Source organism: Streptomyces sp. B3I8, assembly GCF_030816915.1.
GTDB lineage: Bacteria > Actinomycetota > Actinomycetes > Streptomycetales > Streptomycetaceae > Streptomyces.
In genome coordinates this window covers 2,295,614-2,313,526 of sequence record NZ_JAUSYN010000002.1, presented here as the reverse complement: position 1 = coordinate 2,313,526, position 17,913 = coordinate 2,295,614, and the positions used below count along the sequence as shown (strand labels likewise).

15 protein-coding genes are annotated in these 17,913 nt (G+C 70.2%); 13 read left to right on the top strand and 2 right to left on the bottom strand.

Annotated features, from left to right (window positions below; all coding sequences use genetic code 11):
- Positions 1 to 36: 36 nt before the first annotated feature.
- Positions 37 to 984, bottom strand: a complete 948-nt coding sequence (locus QFZ64_RS12350) for a hypothetical protein (RefSeq protein ID WP_307065023.1) — start codon at positions 982 to 984, stop codon at positions 37 to 39.
- 137 nt (positions 985 to 1,121) lie between these two features.
- Between QFZ64_RS12350 and QFZ64_RS12345 the strand changes: the two genes are divergently transcribed.
- The 11 genes from QFZ64_RS12345 to QFZ64_RS12295 all read left to right on the top strand — a co-directional run bounded on the left by QFZ64_RS12345 (position 1,122) and on the right by QFZ64_RS12295 (position 16,528).
- Positions 1,122 to 3,773, top strand: coding sequence for a valine--tRNA ligase (locus QFZ64_RS12345; protein ID WP_307065021.1), 2,652 nt, complete (start codon positions 1,122 to 1,124; stop codon positions 3,771 to 3,773).
- 219 nt (positions 3,774 to 3,992) lie between these two features.
- Positions 3,993 to 5,519 (top strand): folylpolyglutamate synthase/dihydrofolate synthase family protein, encoded by a 1,527-nt coding sequence (locus QFZ64_RS12340; protein ID WP_307065019.1) that lies wholly within the window; start codon positions 3,993 to 3,995, stop codon positions 5,517 to 5,519.
- A gap of 5 nt (positions 5,520 to 5,524) precedes the next feature.
- The gene (locus QFZ64_RS12335; protein WP_307065017.1) at positions 5,525 to 5,899 is read left to right on the top strand and encodes a DUF4233 domain-containing protein; all 375 of its coding nucleotides are present in this window, start codon (positions 5,525 to 5,527) and stop codon (positions 5,897 to 5,899) included.
- Between the two features lie 64 nt (positions 5,900 to 5,963).
- Positions 5,964 to 6,377, top strand: a complete 414-nt coding sequence (gene ndk / locus QFZ64_RS12330) for a nucleoside-diphosphate kinase (RefSeq protein ID WP_307065014.1) — start codon at positions 5,964 to 5,966, stop codon at positions 6,375 to 6,377.
- A 398-nt stretch (positions 6,378 to 6,775) separates the two neighbouring features.
- A complete protein-coding gene (locus QFZ64_RS12325; RefSeq protein WP_006137364.1) occupies positions 6,776 to 7,795 on the top strand; it encodes a rod shape-determining protein in 1,020 nt (339 codons plus the stop codon).
- Between the two features lie 230 nt (positions 7,796 to 8,025).
- Positions 8,026 to 9,054: a rod shape-determining protein MreC gene (gene mreC / locus QFZ64_RS12320; RefSeq protein ID WP_307065010.1), complete on the top strand. Its 1,029-nt coding sequence runs from the start codon at positions 8,026 to 8,028 to the stop codon at positions 9,052 to 9,054.
- A 12-nt stretch (positions 9,055 to 9,066) separates the two neighbouring features.
- A complete protein-coding gene (mreD, locus tag QFZ64_RS12315) occupies positions 9,067 to 9,738 on the top strand; it encodes a rod shape-determining protein MreD (RefSeq protein WP_307065008.1) in 672 nt (223 codons plus the stop codon).
- 133 nt (positions 9,739 to 9,871) lie between these two features.
- A complete protein-coding gene (gene mrdA, locus QFZ64_RS12310; protein WP_307065006.1) occupies positions 9,872 to 12,127 on the top strand; it encodes a penicillin-binding protein 2 in 2,256 nt (751 codons plus the stop codon).
- Positions 12,124 to 13,323 carry a rod shape-determining protein RodA gene (gene rodA, locus QFZ64_RS12305; protein WP_307065004.1) on the top strand — a complete coding sequence of 400 codons (1,200 nt, stop codon included), beginning with the start codon at positions 12,124 to 12,126 and terminating at the stop codon, positions 13,321 to 13,323. The genes mrdA and rodA overlap by 4 nt, the downstream gene beginning before the upstream one ends.
- Before the next feature lie 232 nt (positions 13,324 to 13,555).
- Complete coding sequence (locus QFZ64_RS12300; protein ID WP_307065003.1) at positions 13,556 to 15,496, top strand: TIGR03960 family B12-binding radical SAM protein; 1,941 nt, start codon at positions 13,556 to 13,558, stop codon at positions 15,494 to 15,496.
- Positions 15,497 to 15,721: 225 nt separating this feature from the next.
- On the top strand, positions 15,722 to 16,528 hold the full coding sequence (locus tag QFZ64_RS12295; RefSeq protein ID WP_307065001.1) for a S1 RNA-binding domain-containing protein: 807 nt from the start codon (positions 15,722 to 15,724) through the stop codon (positions 16,526 to 16,528).
- Positions 16,529 to 16,561: 33 nt separating this feature from the next.
- Here the strand turns inward: QFZ64_RS12295 and QFZ64_RS12290 are convergent, their stop codons facing one another.
- Positions 16,562 to 16,726: a hypothetical protein gene (locus QFZ64_RS12290; RefSeq protein ID WP_307064999.1), complete on the bottom strand. Its 165-nt coding sequence runs from the start codon at positions 16,724 to 16,726 to the stop codon at positions 16,562 to 16,564.
- A 14-nt stretch (positions 16,727 to 16,740) separates the two neighbouring features.
- On the opposite strand from QFZ64_RS12290, the gene QFZ64_RS12285 reads away from it, so the two are divergent.
- Together QFZ64_RS12285 and QFZ64_RS12280 are read left to right on the top strand one after the other, a co-directional pair.
- Positions 16,741 to 17,784, top strand: a complete 1,044-nt coding sequence (locus QFZ64_RS12285; protein ID WP_307064997.1) for a replication initiator — start codon at positions 16,741 to 16,743, stop codon at positions 17,782 to 17,784.
- On the top strand, positions 17,784 to 17,912 hold the full coding sequence (locus QFZ64_RS12280; RefSeq protein ID WP_307064995.1) for a hypothetical protein: 129 nt from the start codon (positions 17,784 to 17,786) through the stop codon (positions 17,910 to 17,912). Before QFZ64_RS12285 ends, QFZ64_RS12280 begins: the two co-directional genes overlap by 1 nt.
- Position 17,913: the final 1 nt, after the last annotated feature.

Here is a 17,913-nt window from a genome sequence, read left to right as displayed (position 1 = left end):
GCCCCTTCGTGTGCGGTCGTATGCCGTGCGCCTTCGTCAGGCCTTGACGCGTGCCTTGCCGCGCAGCTCGGTGCCGAACGCGGACACCTTGTCCTGCGGGATGCCGGCCCCCGTCTTGGAGGACGTCAGGTCGAAGCCGTTGACCACGCCGTAGGTGCTGTGGTCGGCCCACACGCAGATCGGCATGTCCAGGCTCTGCGCGCCCTCGGTGATGTGTGCCGTCTGGCACTTCATCAGGGCCCCGTCCAGGCCGTTCGGCTCGACGGCCGCCGGGCTGCCCTTCCAGGAGATCTTCTCCTTGTTGTCGCCCGTGCTCGACGTCTTGTGGGCGTTGGCGAAGCCCGCGTCGATCGTGGCCTCCGGGTCCTTGATGTCCCCGTAGGCGCCGTTGAACGACATGATCCTGCCGCTGGTGCCGGGACCGGCGGTGTACGTGGCCTTGACGACATGGCCGTTCTCGATGCCGATCGTCTTGAGCTTCGCCGGGTCGCTGGTCCCGGTGGGGCCGCCGTCGCTGTCGGTGGTCAGACCGTCCGCCTTGGCGTAGTCGCCGACCGCGGCCGGCGTCACCAGCTTGTGCGGGCCGTCGTCGGCGACCGAGGCGCTGCCGCCGTCGTCGCCGCCGATCACGAAGTACGCGCCCACGGCGATCGCCGCGACCACGGCCACCGCACCGATGATCAGCCCGGTCTTCTTCTTGCCGCCGCCCGGCGCCGCCGGCTGCGGCGGGTAGGGCTGCTGACCGTACGGCTGCTGCCCGTAACCCGGCTGCGGGGCCTGCTGCTGGCCGTAAGGGTTCGGCTGCTGCGGCGGTACGCCCTGCGGCTGCTGCGGGTAGCCGTAACCGGGCTGCGGCGGGGTCTGGGGCGGCTGTCCGTAGCCGGGCTGCGGGGCCTGCGGCGGCTGACCGTAGGGTCCCGGCTGACCGTACGGCCCGGGCTGCTGCGGCTGCCCGCCGTACGGGCCCGGCTGGTTGTGGCTCATCTCTGGGTTCCCCCTCGGTTTCCTGTGTGGCCCCTGTCATCCTGACGGAAGCGCCATGCCCCGGGGGCGGCGGGGGCCGCACCGTTACAGAACAAACGCGTTTCAGAACCGGCCCGTGACACCTCTAAACTGAGCGGGTGACCGAGAACGCATCGCAGCAGCCCACAGCGCCCAGCACCGAACTGCCGACCCAGTACGCGCCGGCCGAGGTAGAGGGGAAGCTGTACGAGCGCTGGGTCGAGCGGGGTTACTTCGAGGCCGACGCCAAGAGCGAGAAGCCGCCGTACACCATCGTCATCCCCCCGCCGAACGTCACCGGCTCGCTCCACGTCGGGCACGCCTTCGAGCACACGCTCATCGACGCCCTGACCCGCCGCAAGCGCATGCAGGGCTTCGAGACGCTGTGGCAGCCCGGTATGGACCACGCCGGCATCGCCACGCAGAACATCGTCGAGCGTGAGCTCGCCAAGGAGGGCAAGTCCCGCCACGACCTCGGCCGGGAGGCCTTCGTCGAGCGGGTCTGGCAGTGGAAGGCCGAGTCCGGCGGGCAGATCAGCGGGCAGATGCGCCGCCTCGGCGACGGCGTCGCCTGGTCCCGTGAGCGGTTCACGATGGACGAGGGGTTGTCCCAGGCCGTCCAGACGATCTTCAAGCGGCTCTACGACGACGAGCTGATCTACCGCGCCGAGCGCATCATCAACTGGTGTCCCCGCTGTCTGACCGCGATCTCGGACATCGAGGTCGACTACCAGGACGACGACGGCGAGCTGGTCTCCATGACGTACGGGGAGGGCGACGAGACCATCGTCGTCGCCACCACCCGCGCGGAGACGATGCTCGGTGACACGGCCGTCGCCGTCCACCCCGAGGACGAGCGCTACAAGCACCTGGTCGGCAAGCTCGTCAAACTGCCGCTGACCGACCGCTCCATCCCGGTCGTCGCCGACGAGCACGTCGACCCCGAGTTCGGCACCGGCGCCGTCAAGGTGACGCCCGCTCACGACCCGAACGACTTCGAGATCGGCCGGCGCCACGACCTGCCGTCCATCGCCGTGATGGACGAGCACGCCGTCATCACCGTCCACGGCCCCTTCCAGGGCCTGGACCGGCTCGAGGCCCGCTCGGCCATCGTCGCCGCGCTGCGCGCCGAGGGCCGGATCGTCGCCGAGAAGCGGCCGTACGTCCACAGCGTCGGCCACTGCTCGCGCTGCAGGACCACCATCGAGCCGCGCCTGTCCCTGCAGTGGTGGGTCAAGGTCGCCCCGCTGGCGAAGGCCGCCGGTGACGCCGTCCGCGACGGCAGGGTCACGATCCACCCGCAGGAGATGGAGAAGCGGTACTTCGACTGGGTCGACAACCTCCACGACTGGTGCATCTCGCGCCAGTTGTGGTGGGGCCACCGCATCCCGGTCTGGTACGGGCCGAACGGCGAGGTCGTCTGCGTCGGCCCCGACGAGCAGCCGCCCACCGGCGAGGGCTGGCGGCAGGACTCCGACGTCCTGGACACCTGGTTCTCGTCCGGACTGTGGCCCTTCTCCACCATGGGCTGGCCCGAACAGACCGAGTCGCTCGCGAAGTTCTACCCGAACTCCGTCCTGGTCACCGGCTACGACCTGCTCTTCTTCTGGATCGCGCGGATGATGATGTTCGGTCTCTACGCGATGGACGGCACCCCGCCGTTCCGCACCATCGCCCTGCACGGCATGGTCCGTGACCAGAACGGCAAGAAGATGTCCAAGTCCTACGGGAACGTCGTCAACCCGCTGGACTGGATGGACAAGTACGGCTCCGACGCCGTGAGGTTCACCCTCGCGCGCGGCGCCAACCCCGGCGTCGACGTCCCGATCGGCGAGGACTGGGTCCAGGGTTCCCGGAACTTCGCCAACAAGATCTGGAACGCCACGCGGTTCGCGCTGATGAACGGCGCGACCGTCGACGGCCCGCTGCCGGACGCCTCGAAGCTGTCGTCCACGGACCGGTGGATCCTCTCCCGCCTCAACTCGGTCGTCGCCGAGGTCGACGCGCTCTACGAGGACTACCAGTTCGCGAAGCTCTCCGACGCCCTGTTCCACTTCGCGTGGGACGAGGTCTTCGACTGGTACGTCGAGCTGTCCAAGACGACGTTCATGGCCGGCGGCGAGGCCGCGCAGGTCTCGGGGCGGGTCCTCGGCGAGGTCCTCGACGTCACCCTGCGCCTGCTGCACCCGATCGTCCCGTTCGTCACCGAGACGCTCTGGACGACGCTCACGGGCGGCGAGTCGGTCGTCATCGCCGCGTGGCCGTCGGCTGTGCTGGTTCCTGGCGCTGACGCGCCGGGCGGCTTCCGCGACGCCGAGGCCGAGCGGGAGATCGGGACGCTCCAGCAGGTCATCACCGAGGTCCGCCGCTTCCGCGCCGACCAGGGCCTGCAGCCCGGCCAGCGGGTTCCGGCCCGGCTGAGCCTCGACGGTACGGCCCTCTCCCCGCACGAGGCCGCCATCCGCCAGCTCCTGCGCCTCACGCCGGAGGGCGACGCCTTCACCGCGACGGCGACGCTCCCGGTCGCTGGGGCGACGGTCGCCCTCGACCTCTCCGGCACGATCGACGTGGCGGCGGAGCGCAAGCGGCTCGCCAAGGATCTGGCGGCGGCGGAGAAGGAGAAGGCCCAGGCGACGGCCAAGCTGGGCAACGAGGGGTTCCTGGCCAAGGCCCCCGAGCCGGTCGTCGGCAAGATCCGCGGCCGCCTCGCCAAGGCGGAGGAGGACATCACCCGCCTCCGGGCCCAGTTGGACCGCCTCCCGCAGGCATAACGCCCTTGACGGCAAGCGTGGCCCCGGAGCCTCCAGGCACCGGGGCCGCGCCCTGTTCAGGGGGCCGCGTCGATCTGCGGCTCCGCCGCGTGGGCGCGCGACGGGCCACCACGCGCCCGCAGCCGCCTCACAACAGGACAGCCCGAGCCGAAAGGCGCCCAAGAGGGGCCGAAGGGGCACAGCCTCACTCCAGGGCAGGACCTCCGTAGACTGGACCGCGTGAGTGAGCTCCCGCCCGACAACGGCAACGCCCCCGACGGCTTCGACGCCGACGGCGACTTCGAAGACATCATCGCGGCCGAGACGGACCGCGACCCCGACCTCGCCGTCATCGAGGCCGGCAGCCGCACCCTGCGCACCCTGGGCGGCCCGCCGGAGCCCGACGTCCCCACCCGCCCCGCCGACCCGGAGACCGACGCGGCCCTGCGCGAGGTCGAGACGGAGCTCGCCACCCGCTGGGGCGAGACCAAGCTGGAACCCTCCGTCGACAGGATCGCCGCGCTGATGGACCTGCTGGGCGACCCCCAGCGCGCGTACCCCTCGATCCACCTCACCGGCACCAACGGCAAGACCACCACGGCCCGCATGATCGAGGCCCTCCTCGGCGCCTTCGACCTGCGCACCGGCCGCTACACCAGCCCCCACGTGCAGTCGGTCACCGAGCGCATCAGCCTGGACGGCGCCCCCGTCTCCGCCGAGCACTTCGTGGAGACGTACCAGGACATCAAGCCGTACATCGAGATGGTCGACGCGGCGCAGGAGTACCGCCTGTCGTTCTTCGAGGTGCTCACGGCCATGGCGTACGCGGCCTTCTCCGACGCTCCCGTCGACGTCGCCGTCGTCGAGGTCGGCATGGGCGGCACGTGGGACGCCACCAACGTCATCGACGGCGATGTCGCCGTCGTCACCCCCATCGACCTGGACCACACCGACCGCCTCGGCTCCACGCCCGGCGAGATCGCGGGGGAGAAGTCCGGGATCATCAAGCAGGGCGCCTCGGTCGTCATGGCCCAACAGCCGGTGGACGCGGCCCAGGTGCTGCTGAGGAAGTCGGCCGAGGCGGACGCCACCGTGGCCCGCGAGGGACTGGAGTTCGGCGTCGTCGCCCGGCAGGTCGCCGTCGGCGGACAGCTCATCACCCTGCGCGGCCTGGGCGGCGAGTACGACGAGGTGTACCTCCCGCTGCACGGCGCCCACCAGGCGCACAACGCCTCCGTGGCACTCGCCGCCGTCGAGGCGTTCTTCGGCGTCGGCGCCGAGCGCCCGCACCCGCTGGACATCGACACCGTCCGCAAGGCGTTCGCCGCGGTCTCCTCCCCGGGCCGCATGGAGGTCGTCCGCCGCTCCCCGACGGTCGTCCTGGACGCCGCCCACAACCCGGCCGGCGCGCGGGTCACCGCCGAGGCGGTGGACGAGGCGTTCGAGTTCAGCCGGCTCATCGGCGTGGTCGGGGCGAGTGCCGACAAGAACGTGCGGGGGGTGCTGGAGGCGTTCGAGCCGATCTTCGCGGAGGTCGTGGTCACGCAGAACTCCACCCACCGCGCGATGCCCGCCGACGACCTGGCCGCGCTCGCCGTGGAGGTCTTCGGTGAGGACAGGGTCCAGGTGGAACCGCGCCTCCCGGACGCCCTGGAGGCGGCCATCACGCTCGCCGAGGAGGAGAGCGAGTTCGCCGGCGGCGGTGTCCTGGTCACCGGTTCCGTGTACACCGTCGGCGAGGCCCGACTGCTGCTGAAGAGGGGCTGACCGCCGTGCGCACCCTGTGTTCCTCGACCCTGCTGGGCGAGTTCTTCGTGATCGGGTTCGCCGGACTCGTCGCGATGAAGGACCCCGACCTGTCCACGGGCACGGTCTGGACGGTCAGCGGCATCGCCATGGTGCTGTGCCTGCTGCTGTGCGGGGTGCTCACCCGCCCCGGCGGCGTCCAGCTCGGCTGGGCGCTGCAGCTCGCGCTGATCGCCTCCGGTTTCTTCGTCCCGACGATGTTCTTCATGGGCGCGGTGTTCACCGCCCTGTGGTGGGCTTCGGTGCACTACGGACGCAAGATCGACGAGGCGAAGGCCCGCTTCGCGGCGCAGGAGGCGCAGGGCGCGAACCCCGGCCCGTCGGACCTCGGTACTGCGTGATTTCTCCACGGAGGGGCCCTGTACCCTCTGACCACTCACTCACCAGTTCCCAAGGAGTTCCCCCGTGAGCCAGCGCACCCTTGTCCTCCTCAAGCCCGACGCCGTCCGGCGCGGCCTGACGGGCGAGATCATCAGCCGTATCGAGCGCAAGGCCGGCTGGAGCATCACGGCGCTGGAACTGCGCACCCTGGACCAGGAGACGCTGGAGCAGCACTACGGCGAGCACAAGGGCAAGGTCTTCTACGAGCCCCTCGTCGAGTTCATGGCCTCCGGCCCCGTCGTCGCCCTCGTCGTCGAGGGCGAGCGGGTCATCGAGGGGGTCCGGGCGCTGGCCGGTCCCACCGACCCGATCGCCGCCGCCCCCGGCTCCATCCGCGGCGACTACGGGGTCATCGTCCGCGAGAACCTGATCCACGCCTCGGACTCGGAGGACTCCGCCGAGCGCGAGCTGAAGATCTTCTTCCCCGGCCGCTTCTGAACCCGCGGGCCCGGCGGCCCGCGGCCCGTTCCCCTGCCCGCCCCGCCGTGCGGCGGCCCGCCGAACGAGGCCGATCCGCCGTACGCCCCCGACTCGCCGTCGACACGGCACCTGACGCCATGTCAGCCGAACGGACCACATGACGCGGGACGGCCGCCACCGAAGTGGCCGTCCGTCCGCGTATGCGTGCCGATCGGGGGAACGCGCACCCCCGAACGCCCCTCTCCACAAGCGGGGCGGGGCGTGATCTGCTGACAATGGCGAAGACCCTCGCACGGTGTTCGTGCAGGCGAGACTACGATGTAAGCCTTCACGTCACCGCACCCACTTCGCCGCCCCAACACGAGCCCTCACACGCTTCACTTGGGAAGGCCAGACGAAATCTGATGGGGAACTCAATGTCGTTCATCGGCCGTGACATGGCTGTCGACCTCGGGACCGCCAACACGCTGGTGTACGTCAGGGGTCGCGGAATCGTACTCAACGAACCGTCCGTCGTCGCGATCAACACCAACACCGGTGGCATCCTCGCGGTCGGTGCCGAAGCCAAGAAAATGATCGGGCGCACGCCGGGCAACATCGTCGCCGTGCGTCCGCTGAAGGACGGCGTGATCGCCGACTTCGAGATCACCGAGCGCATGCTCCGCTACTTCATCCTGAAGATCCACAAGCGGCGCTACCTCGCCCGCCCGCGCGTCGTCGTCTGCGTGCCCTCGGGGATCACCGGCGTCGAGCGCCGCGCGGTCATCGAGGCCTCCTCGCAGGCCGGCGCCCGCCAGGTGCACATCATCGAGGAGCCCATGGCCGCCGCCATCGGCTCCGGTCTTCCGGTCCACGAGGCCACGGGCAACATGGTGGTGGACATCGGCGGCGGCACCACGGAGGTCGCGGTCATCTCGCTCGGCGGCATCGTCACCGCCCAGTCCATCCGCGTCGCGGGGGACGAGCTGGACAACGCGATCATCCAGTACGTCAAGAAGGAGTACTCGCTCCTCCTCGGCGAGCGGACGGCGGAACAGATCAAGATCACGATCGGTTCGGCGTACGACCTCGACTCCGACGAGCACACCGAGATCCGTGGCCGCGACCTGGTCTCCGGCCTGCCCAAGACCGTCGTCATCTCCGCGGCCGAGGTGCGCAAGGCCATCGAGGAACCGGTCAACGCGATCGTCGACGCGGTCAAGACGACCCTCGACAAGTGCCCGCCGGAACTCTCCGGCGACATCATGGACCGCGGGATCGTCCTCACCGGCGGCGGCGCGCTGCTGCGCGGCCTCGACGAACGGCTGCGTCGCGAGACGGGCATGCCGATCCACATCGCCGAGGACCCGCTGGACAGCGTCGCCCTCGGATCCGGCAAGTGTGTCGAGGAGTTCGAGGCCCTCCAGCAGGTCCTCGACGCCCAGCCGCGCAGATGACGTAACGCTTCGATTCCGCCGTACGAGAAGCGCCCCTCTCGTACGGCGGATCACTGCTAGCGAGGCATAGGCTCCCCCACAACACCGCCGACACGGCGCCCCCCCCGCGACACCGCGGGGCCCGCGACACCGCACGACCCATCCCCTTCGCTCCACCCCCCCGCCCCATCCCTGTTCCACCCACCCCCACCCCACCTCCCATTCCGACGAGGAAGGCACGGCCGCCGCACGTGAGGGACACAAAGGAGAGCCGGCTGCTCCTGGTGCTGCTGATCGCCATCGCTTTCGCACTGATCACGGTGGACATCCGGGGCGGTGAGGACTCCCCGGTCGACGGCGCCCGGCAGGCCGCCGCCACGGTGTTCGGGCCGATCGAGAACGGGGTGTCGACCGCTGTCGACCCCGTCGGCAACGCGATCGCCGCGGTCCGCGACTCCGGTGACAAGCACGATCGCGTCGCCCGACTGGAGCGCGACAACGCCGCGTTGAAGGCGAAGCTCGGCAGCGGCGCCCGCAACCGCAGTCGGCTCGCCCAGCTCGACAAGATGCTGAGCGTCGCCGGCGAGGGCCAGTACGGCATCAAGGGCGCTCAGGTCATCGCCATAGGAGCGGCCCAGGGCTTCTCATGGACCGTCACCATCGACATCGGCGCCGACGACGGCGTCAAGCGGGACATGACCGTCCTCAACGGCGACGGGCTCGTCGGCCGCGTCACCACCGTCGGCCCGCACTCCGCCACCGTGCTGCTCGCGAACGACCCCGACTTCACCGTCGGCACGCGGATGGAGGGCAGCGACGAACTCGGCTTCGCCGCCGGCCAGGGCGACCGCCCCTTCCGGGTGCAACTCCTCAACGCCAAGGCCGACGTGAAGAAGGGCGACCGGCTCGTCACCTTCGGCTCCCAGGCCGACAAGCCGTTCGTGCCCGGCGTTCCCGTCGGCAAGGTCTCCCGCGTCGACCCCTCGGGCGGTGACCTGACCCGCACGATCTACGTCGAGCCGTTCGTCTCCTTCACCAAGCTCGACATCGTCGGCGTCGTCGTCGAGGCACCCGGCAAGGACCCGCGCGACACCGTGCTGCCGCCGAAGTCCAAGCCCAGGCCCACGCCGACCGTCACCGTGACCGTGACACCCTCGGGTGGCGCCCGCACCGAAGAGGACACCGGCGACGCCGGCACCACCGGCGACGCCGGAACAGACGACAACACCGACGGCAACAGCGACGGCAACGCCACCGCCGGTGCGCAGCCCACCCCGTAGGAGCCGAACCTGATGCGCCTCAACCGGATGCTGCTCTCCGTCGCCCTCGTGGTCGTCGCCCTGGTGGTCCAGGTGAGCGTGCTCGCCCGCCTGCACCTGCCCGGCGCCGTCCCCGACCTCGTCCTGCTCACCGTGCTCGCCCTCGCCCTGGTCTACGGCCACGTGGGCGGCGCCCTCGTCGGCTTCGGCGCCGGGCTGCTGTCCGACCTCGCGCCCCCCGCCGATCACGCGGCCGGGCGGTACGCCCTCGTGCTGTGCGTCGTCGGCTACCTCGCCGGGCTCGCCAGACCGGAGAACGGCCGACTGAAGTCCGCCACCGGCCCCATGGCCGTGGTCGCCGTCGCCGCGATCGGCTCCACCCTGCTGTACGCGGGCGTCGGCGCCCTCGTCGGCGACACCGCCGCCCGCCACGTGGGCCTGTCGGGCCTGCTGCTCAGCGCCACCGTCTACGACCTGCTGCTGGCGCCGTTCGTGGTCCCCGGACTGATGGCGCTGGCCCGCCGCGCCGACAACGACCCGCTCGACGGGGCCGGTTCGGGCGCCAAGGCCGCCGACGTCTCCGCCGGCTGGCTCTCCTCCGGCACCGGGCTGCGCATCGGCGGCCAGCGCGGCGGTCTCAAGGCCCGCGCGGCCAAGGCCAGGGTGGCCCGCGCCGGACGCATCAAGGGGGTCAAGCGGCTGTGACCACGGACCGGCCGGCGACCGCCGGACCCGCCGGACGTGCCGGACCCGCCCGACCCGCCGACGTGCCGGACCTCGCGGTCACAGGTCCGCACGGTATGACTCGTACACGCACTGAGAGGGGGCGGCAGCACCAGTGACCAACATCCCCGAGACCGGACGGACACCACGCGTCCAGATCCGACTCGTCGTCATCCAGATCCTCGTCCTCTCCCTGCTCGGGACCCTCGGCGGCAGGCTGTGGTACCTCCAGATCCGCGAGGGCTCCGCCTACGCCAAGGAGGCGTCCGGCAACCACGTCCAGCAGGTCGTCCAGCCGGCGGTCCGCGGCTCCATCCTGGACGCCCGCGGAGTGGCCCTCGCCGACAACGAGACCCGCCTGGTGGTCTCCGCCTCCCGCACCGACCTGCTGAAGATGCAGGACGACGGCAAGGCGGTCCTCACCAAGCTCGCCGGCGTCCTCGGCATGAAGCCGAGGGACGTCATGGACAAGGTCCGGCTGTGCGACGCCAAGACGCGCCAGCCCTGCTGGAACGGCTCGCCGTACCAGCCCATCCCCATCACCGACGAGGCCACCGCCAAGCAGGCCCTGCAGATCCGCGAGCGCGCCGAGGACTTCCCCGGCATCACCGCCGAACCCGAGGCCGTGCGCCGCTACGCCGCCCCTGGTGACGCCAACACCGCCCAGGTGCTCGGTTACCTCTCCCCGGTCACCGACGACGAGATCACCAAGGCGCAGGACACCGACTCGCCCTACCTCCGCTCCGACCAGGTCGGCCGCTCCGGCCTCGAGCGCCAGTACGACAAGCAGCTGCGCGGCAAGGCCGGCGTCACCCGCTACGAGGTCGACAACCTCGGCCGCGTCATCGGCAAGGCCCGGTCCGACAAGGCCCAGTCCGGCTCCAACCTGGTCACCAGCATCGACGCCCGCGTGCAGCGGGTCGCCGAGTACGAACTGGACGCGGCCATGAAGGCGGCCCGCAAGCAGTTCGACAAGATCACCGGCGAGAACTACAAGGCGGACTCCGGCGCCGTCGTCGTCATGGAGGCCAAGACCGGCCGCGTCGTCGCCATGGCCTCCGCACCGACCTACGACCCCAACGTCTGGGTCGGGGGCATCTCCGCCAAGGACTACCAGGCCCTCACCGGCAAGAACTCCGACTACCCGCTGCTCAACAGGGCCACCCAGGGCCAGTCGGCGCCCGGCTCCACCTTCAAGGTGGTCTCCACCGCCGCCGCCGTCGAGGCCGGCTACGACTTCGACGGCGGCTACCCCTGCACCAGCTCCTACTCCGTCGGCAACCAGGTCTTCAAGAACTTCGAGGGCGAGAACTTCGGCGACATCACGCTCGGCCGCGCCCTGGAGGTCTCCTGCGACACCGTCTTCTACGGCCTCGCCGACCGGGAGTGGAAGAAGGACGGCGGCATCAACCCCAAGAAGGGTGAGCCGAAGGACTACTTCTACAAGGCCGCCCACCAGTTCGGCCTCGGCCGGAAGACCGGCATCGACCTGCCCAACGAGGTCACCGGCCGGGTCCCCGACCGCGAGTGGAAGCAGAAGTACTGGGAGGCCAACAAGGACGCCTGGTGCAAGACCGGCAAGAAGGACGGCACCTACGTCCAGAAGATCGCGTACGAGAACTGCCTCGAGGGCAACAAGATGCGCGAGGGCGACTCGATCAACTACTCCATCGGCCAGGGCGACACCCTGCTCACCCCCGTCCAGGAGGCCGTGATCTACGGGGCGCTCGCCAACGGCGGCACCATGTACCACCCGACCATCGGCAAGGCGGTCGTCAGCGCCGACGGCAGGAAGGTCACCGAGATCAAGCCGCGGCCCTCGGGCAAACTGCCCGTCAGCAGGGCCACCATCGCCAAGATGGACGAGGCACTCGCCGGCGTGGCCACCCGCGGCACCGCCGCCTGGAAGTTCCAGGGCTGGCCGCAGGACAAGATCCCGCTGCACGCCAAGACCGGCACCGCCGAGGTCTACGGCAAGCAGACCACCTCCTGGCTGGCCACGTACAGCAAGGACTACTCGGTCATCATGACGATCTCCCAGGCCGGTACCGGTTCCGGCGCCTCCGGTGAGGCCGTCCGCAAGATCTACAACTCGCTGTACGGCGTCTCCGAGGACGGCAAGGTCGACAGGAGCAAGGCGCTGCTGCCCACCCCGCAGAAGAGCCTGCCCAAGATCCGGCCCGACGGCACCATCAAGGCCCCCAAGGTCAAGAAGTACGACCCCAAGGCGGACCAGGCCAACCAGGAGACCCCGCAGGGCGGCGCCTCCGAGACGCCGGTGGCGACCACCCCGTCGCCCACAGGCGGCAACCGACAGACACGACGGCGCTCCGGCGGAGGCCGCCGCGGCGGACGCGGGAGGACGGCATGACCGGGGCCAACAGCTTCTCCGTCTCCGGATACGGGCCCCAACGGGCCGGCTGGACCCGGGTCCTCGCCCGCGACTCCCTCGCCCGCCGCCTCGACTGGCCGATACTGATGTGCGCCGTCGCGCTCTCGCTGATCGGCTCGCTGCTCGTCTACTCCGCGACCCGCAACCGCACCGAGATCAACCAGGGCGACCCGTACTACTTCCTCCTGCGCCACCTGCTCAACACCGGCATCGGCATCGCCCTGATGATCGGCACGATCTGGCTCGGCCACCGCACCCTGCGCACCGCCGTGCCGATCCTCTACGGCCTCTCGGTCTTCCTCATCCTGATGGTGCTCACCCCGCTCGGCGCCACCGTCAACGGCGCCCACGCGTGGATCGTTTTCGGCGGCGGCTTCTCGCTCCAGCCCTCCGAGTTCACCAAGATCACCATCATCCTCGGCATGGCGATGCTGCTCGCCGCCCGCGTCGACGCCGGCGACAAGCCGTACCCCGACCACCGCACGGTCCTGCAGTCCCTCGGCCTGGCCGCCGTCCCGATCGCGATCGTGCTGCTCATGCCCGACCTCGGCTCGGTCATGGTCATGGTCATCATCGTGCTGGCCGTGCTGCTCGCCTCCGGCGCCTCCAACCGCTGGATCTTCGGCCTGATGGGCGTCGGCGCGCTCGGCGCCCTCGCGGTGTGGCAGCTCCACATCCTCGACGAGTACCAGATCAACCGCTTCGCGGCCTTCGCCAACCCCGACCTCGACCCGGCCGGCGTCGGCTACAACACCAACCAGGCCCGCATCGCCATCGGCTCCGGCGGACTGACCGGCTCGGGCCTGTTCCACGGCTCGCAGACGACCGGTCAGTTCGTCCCCGAACAGCAGACCGACTTCGTCTTCACGGTCGCCGGCGAGGAACTCGGCTTCGTCGGCGCCGGCGCGATACTGCTCCTGCTCGGCGTGGTCCTCTGGCGCGCCTGCCGCATCGCCCGCGAGACGACCGAGCTCTACGGCACGATCGTCGCCGCAGGCATCATCGCCTGGTTCGCCTTCCAGGCCTTCGAGAACATCGGCATGACCCTCGGCATCATGCCGGTCGCGGGCCTCCCCCTCCCGTTCGTCTCCTACGGCGGCTCGTCGATGTTCGCGGTCTGGATAGCGGTGGGCCTGCTGCAGTCGATCAGGGTGCAGAGGCCGCTGTCGGCGTAGGGGGCGGCGCCCCTTTGAAGGGCGCGGGGAACTGCGCGGCGCACCCCCACCGGCCCGCGGCCGACAACGTACCCTCCGGGGTCCGAGGGGCGGGGCCCCTTGACGGGACGGGAAGGGCGAGGGCGGCGGGGGCGAAACCCCCCGCACCCCCACCCCCGCGTTACGCTAGATGGCCCACCCCGCCCCGCCGGGGCCGGTACCCACCCCTCCCTCTCCCGAAGGTAATCGCGCGATGCCAGTCGAGTCGGTCTTCCCACAGCTCGAAGCCTTGCTCCCGCATGTGCAGAAGCCGATCCAGTACGTCGGCGGCGAACTCAACTCCACCGTCAAGAACTGGGACGACTGCGACGTCCACTGGGCCCTGATGTACCCCGACGCCTACGAGGTCGGCCTCCCCAACCAGGGCGTCATGATCCTTTATGAGGTCCTCAACGAGCAGGACGGTGTCCTCGCCGAACGCACGTACAGCGTCTGGCCGGACCTGGAGGCCCTGATGCGGGAGCACGCCGTCCCGCAGTTTACCGTCGACAGTCACCGCCCGGTGAAGGCGTTCGACGTCTTCGGCCTCTCCTTCTCCACCGAGCTCGGCTACACCAACATGCTCACGGCCCTCGACCTGGCCGGCATCCCGCTGGAGTCGAAGGACCGCACGGTCGACGACCCGATCGTGCTGGCCGGCGGCCACGCGGCGTTCAACCCCGAGCCGATCGCCGACTTCATCGACGCCGCGATCATCGGCGACGGCGAGCAGGCCGTGCTCGACATGACCGCCGTCATCCGCGAGTGGAAGGCGGAGGGCCGCCCCGGCGGCCGCGAGGAGGTCCTGTACCGCCTGGCGCGGACCGGCGGCGTGTACATCCCGGCGTTCTACGACGTCGAGTACCTCCCCGACGGCCGCATCGCCCGCGTCGTCCCCAATCGCTCGGGCGTCCCGTGGCGGGTGTCCAAGCACACGGTGATGGACCTCGACGAGTGGCCGTACCCCAAGCAGCCCCTGGTCCCGCTCGCGGAGACGGTCCACGAGCGCATGTCGGTGGAGATCTTCCGCGGCTGCACGCGCGGCTGCCGTTTCTGCCAGGCCGGCATGATCACCCGCCCGGTGCGCGAGCGCTCGATCACCGGCATCGGCGAGATGGTGGAGAAGGGCCTGCAGGCCACCGGCTTCGAGGAGGTCGGCCTGCTCTCCCTCTCCTCCGCCGACCACACGGAGATCGGCGACATCGCCAAGGGCCTGGCCGACCGCTACGAGGAGGACAAGGTCGGCCTCTCCCTGCCCTCCACCCGCGTCGACGCGTTCAACATCGACCTGGCCAACGAGCTGACCCGCAACGGCCGCCGCTCGGGCCTCACCTTCGCCCCCGAGGGCGGCTCCGAGCGCATCCGCAAGGTCATCAACAAGATGGTCTCGGAGGAGGACCTCATCCGGACCGTCGCGACGGCCTACGGCAACGGCTGGCGCCAGGTGAAGCTGTACTTCATGTGCGGCCTGCCCACCGAGACCGACGACGACGTCCTGCAGATCGCCGACATGGCCACCCGCGTGATCGCCAAGGGCCGCGAGGTCTCCGGCGCCAACGACATCCGCTGCACGGTCTCCATCGGCGGCTTCGTCCCCAAGCCGCACACCCCCTTCCAGTGGGCTCCGCAGCTCAGCGCCGAGGAGACGGACGCCCGGCTGCAGAAGCTGCGCGACAAGATCCGCGGCGACAAGAAGTACGGCCGCTCCATCGGCTTCCGCTACCACGACGGCAAGCCCGGCATCGTCGAGGGCCTCCTCTCCCGCGGCGACCGCCGCCTCGGCGCGGTGATCCGCGCGGTCTACGAGGACGGCGGCCGCTTCGACGGCTGGCGCGAGCACTTCTCCTACGACCGCTGGATGGCCTGCGCGGAGAAGACGCTGCCCGCCTCCGGCGTGGACGTCGACTGGTACACCACCCGCGAACGCACTTACGAGGAAGTCCTCCCCTGGGACCACCTGGACTCCGGCCTCGACAAGGACTGGCTCTGGGAGGACTGGCAGGACGCCCTCGACGAGACAGAGGTCGACGACTGCCGCTGGACGCCGTGCTTCGACTGCGGGGTGTGCCCTCAGTTCGATACATGGCCGCAACTGAGCGACAGCGGCAAGAAGTTGCTGCCGCTGACGGTCAAGAAGACGGCTCCGACCAGCTGAAACGGTCGCTGACGTGAGTGATGACCCGCTGCAGCGTCTCGCCGACGCTGTGGCGGAGGTCACAGAGGATGAGGTGGCCGCAGCGCTCGGTTTCCTCGGCATTCAGGGGGCGCGTGGGGCGGCGCCAGAACGGCCGAGGACGCCCCTGCCGGTGCTTGGGAGCCCCGCGGGGATCGAGTCCGAGGTGGAGTGGGTCTAGCCGGCCCTCGTGAGAACCTGGGCGGCATGAGCGACGTGTCGACGGACCGGGCTGCCCGGGACTTCCTGGCGGCCGTGCGGGTCGGTGCCCTCCGCTCGGGAACAGTCACGGCGGTCACGCCTGGCGAGGCCGTGGTGCTGCTGGACGGGTTCGCGGCGCGCCCGCTGGGCGTGGTGGGTCCGTTGGATGGTTCTTGGCGTCGACGCTTCGCCGACGCTGTCACGGTCGGGCAGCGGATCACGGCCGAGGTGACGGCCGTGGATCTCGATGCGACGCGGGTGCGGCTTTCGATGGCGGCCACCGAGAACCCGGACCTCTGGGCGTTCCTCAAGCGGCTTCGCCACGGTGAGCTCTTGGCCGGCACGGTGGCGGCGATAGAGCCCTTCGGTGTCTTCGTAGCACTGGACGAGGGCCCCGACCATCCGGTCCATCCCGGGGTCGGCTTCATCACCTACCCCGAACTGTCCTGGCGGCGCTTCGAAGCGGCGTCCGAGGTCGTTTCGGTCGGCCAGCGTGTGTCGTGCGAGTTCCTGCAATTCGACACCTGGAACGGGGAGGCCCGGCTGTCCCTGCGAGCAAGGCAGCCTGACCCCTTCCAGACGTTCGCCGACCACGTCCGGGTCGGCCAGCCACTGCGTGGGCGCGTGACCAAACTGCTGCCCTTCGGCTTCTTCGTCGAGGTGGCCGACGGAGTCGAGGGACTGGTCCCGCTGCGCGAGGCCGGCGCAACCCCGGTGGCCGTGTCTGAAGACGCCGTACAGATCGGCGACGAACTAACGGTCATCGCCACTGACATCGACCGTGAGCAACGACGGCTGTCCCTGTCTCGGTGACCGGCTGGTGTAGTTGCGGTGCGGGCCGTGCCCTCAGTTCGATACATGGCCGCCACTGAGCGACAGCGGCAAGAAGTTGCTGCCGCTGACGGTCAAGAAGACGGCTCCGACCAGCTGAAACGGGTCTTCTTGATGTGAGTAATGCGTCGAGCAGTGGCCGGAAGCAGGTGATTCGCTGGGCTTCTCGCTGACGTCCATCTATGCCAGGACCAGTGCGCTCCAACCGTCCCCGGCTCTTCGTCACCCTGACCGCGCCGTCCTTCGGCCCCGTGCACCGGATCGGAGAACGCTGCCGCCCCCGCCGCGACGGCGGCACCTGCGACCACGGGCGCCCCCTCGGTTGCACCACCGAGCACACTCCGACCGATCCCCTCATCGGCCAACCCCTGTGCCCCGACTGCTACGACTACACCGGACACGTCCTGTGGCACGCGCACGCCTCCAAGCTGTGGGACCGCTTCGTCATCGACGTGCGGCGGCGCCTGGCCACCTCCGCCGGCCTCGTGCAGTCCCGCTTCGCCCACCACGCCCGACTGTCCTTCGCACGCGTCGCCGAATACCAGAAACGGGCGGCCGTCCACGTGCACGCGGTCGTCCGCCTCGACGGCCCCGACGGACCGACCGACGAACCCCCGCCCTGGGGCACGGCCGACCGGCTCACCGACGCCGTCCGCGCCTCCGCCGGGCGCGTCCTGGTCCGCACCCCGTACAACCCCGCCGTCGGCGAACTGCTCCTGCGCTGGGGCGCCCAACTCGACGTCCGTCCGCTGCACGCCGACGGTGACGGGGCTGGGCCCGGCGATGACGCCGTGGCCGCATACGTCGCGAAGTACGTCACCAAGGGCGCGAGCGAGACAGGCGCCGGTACCGACCACAGGGTCACCACCTGGGCCGACATCGACACTGCACCCGTGAGCGCGCACGTCCGCACCCTCATGCGCACCTCCTGGCGCCTCGGCGGCCTCCCCGAGTACGCACCCCTCCACCTGCGCACCTGGACCCACACCCTCGGCTACCGCGGGCACATCCTCACCAAGTCCCGCGCGTACTCCACCACCTATGCGGCACTGCGCGCCGAGCGTGCTCAGCACGTCGGAGACGCCGAGATTCCAGACGCGATCACGGAAGCGCACTGGCGTTACGTCGGCTCCGGCCACACCCCCGGCGCGGCCCTCATCGCGGCCGGTGTGGCGGAGGACCTGGCGGAGGGTCGGCGGCTCAGCGCTGATGCCAGGCAAGAGGGCGGTGGGCGCTGATGACCCCTCTGCCCATTCCTCAGCCCTCGAACGACGGCAGAGCGGCGCACCTGATCGAGAGCGAGATCGTGATCGTGGATGAGGACGGCACCGAGGAACCGTTCGACGCCACCGCATGGTTCGAGTGAG

What these genes read in the sequence shown, in the direction of transcription:
- QFZ64_RS12350 (WP_307065023.1), bottom strand. Translation starts at nt 984, where the DNA reads ATGAGCCACAACCAGCCGGGCCCGTACGGCGGGCAGCCGCAGCAGCCC.
- QFZ64_RS12325 (WP_006137364.1), top strand. Translation starts at nt 6,776, where the DNA reads ATGTCGTTCATCGGCCGTGACATGGCTGTCGACCTCGGGACCGCCAAC.
- mreD (WP_307065008.1), top strand. Translation starts at nt 9,067, where the DNA reads ATGCGCCTCAACCGGATGCTGCTCTCCGTCGCCCTCGTGGTCGTCGCC.
- rodA (WP_307065004.1), top strand. Translation starts at nt 12,124, where the DNA reads ATGACCGGGGCCAACAGCTTCTCCGTCTCCGGATACGGGCCCCAACGG.
- QFZ64_RS12300 (WP_307065003.1), top strand. Translation starts at nt 13,556, where the DNA reads ATGCCAGTCGAGTCGGTCTTCCCACAGCTCGAAGCCTTGCTCCCGCAT.
- QFZ64_RS12295 (WP_307065001.1), top strand. Translation starts at nt 15,722, where the DNA reads ATGAGCGACGTGTCGACGGACCGGGCTGCCCGGGACTTCCTGGCGGCC.
- QFZ64_RS12290 (WP_307064999.1), bottom strand. Translation starts at nt 16,726, where the DNA reads ATGGACGTCAGCGAGAAGCCCAGCGAATCACCTGCTTCCGGCCACTGC.
- QFZ64_RS12280 (WP_307064995.1), top strand. Translation starts at nt 17,784, where the DNA reads ATGACCCCTCTGCCCATTCCTCAGCCCTCGAACGACGGCAGAGCGGCG.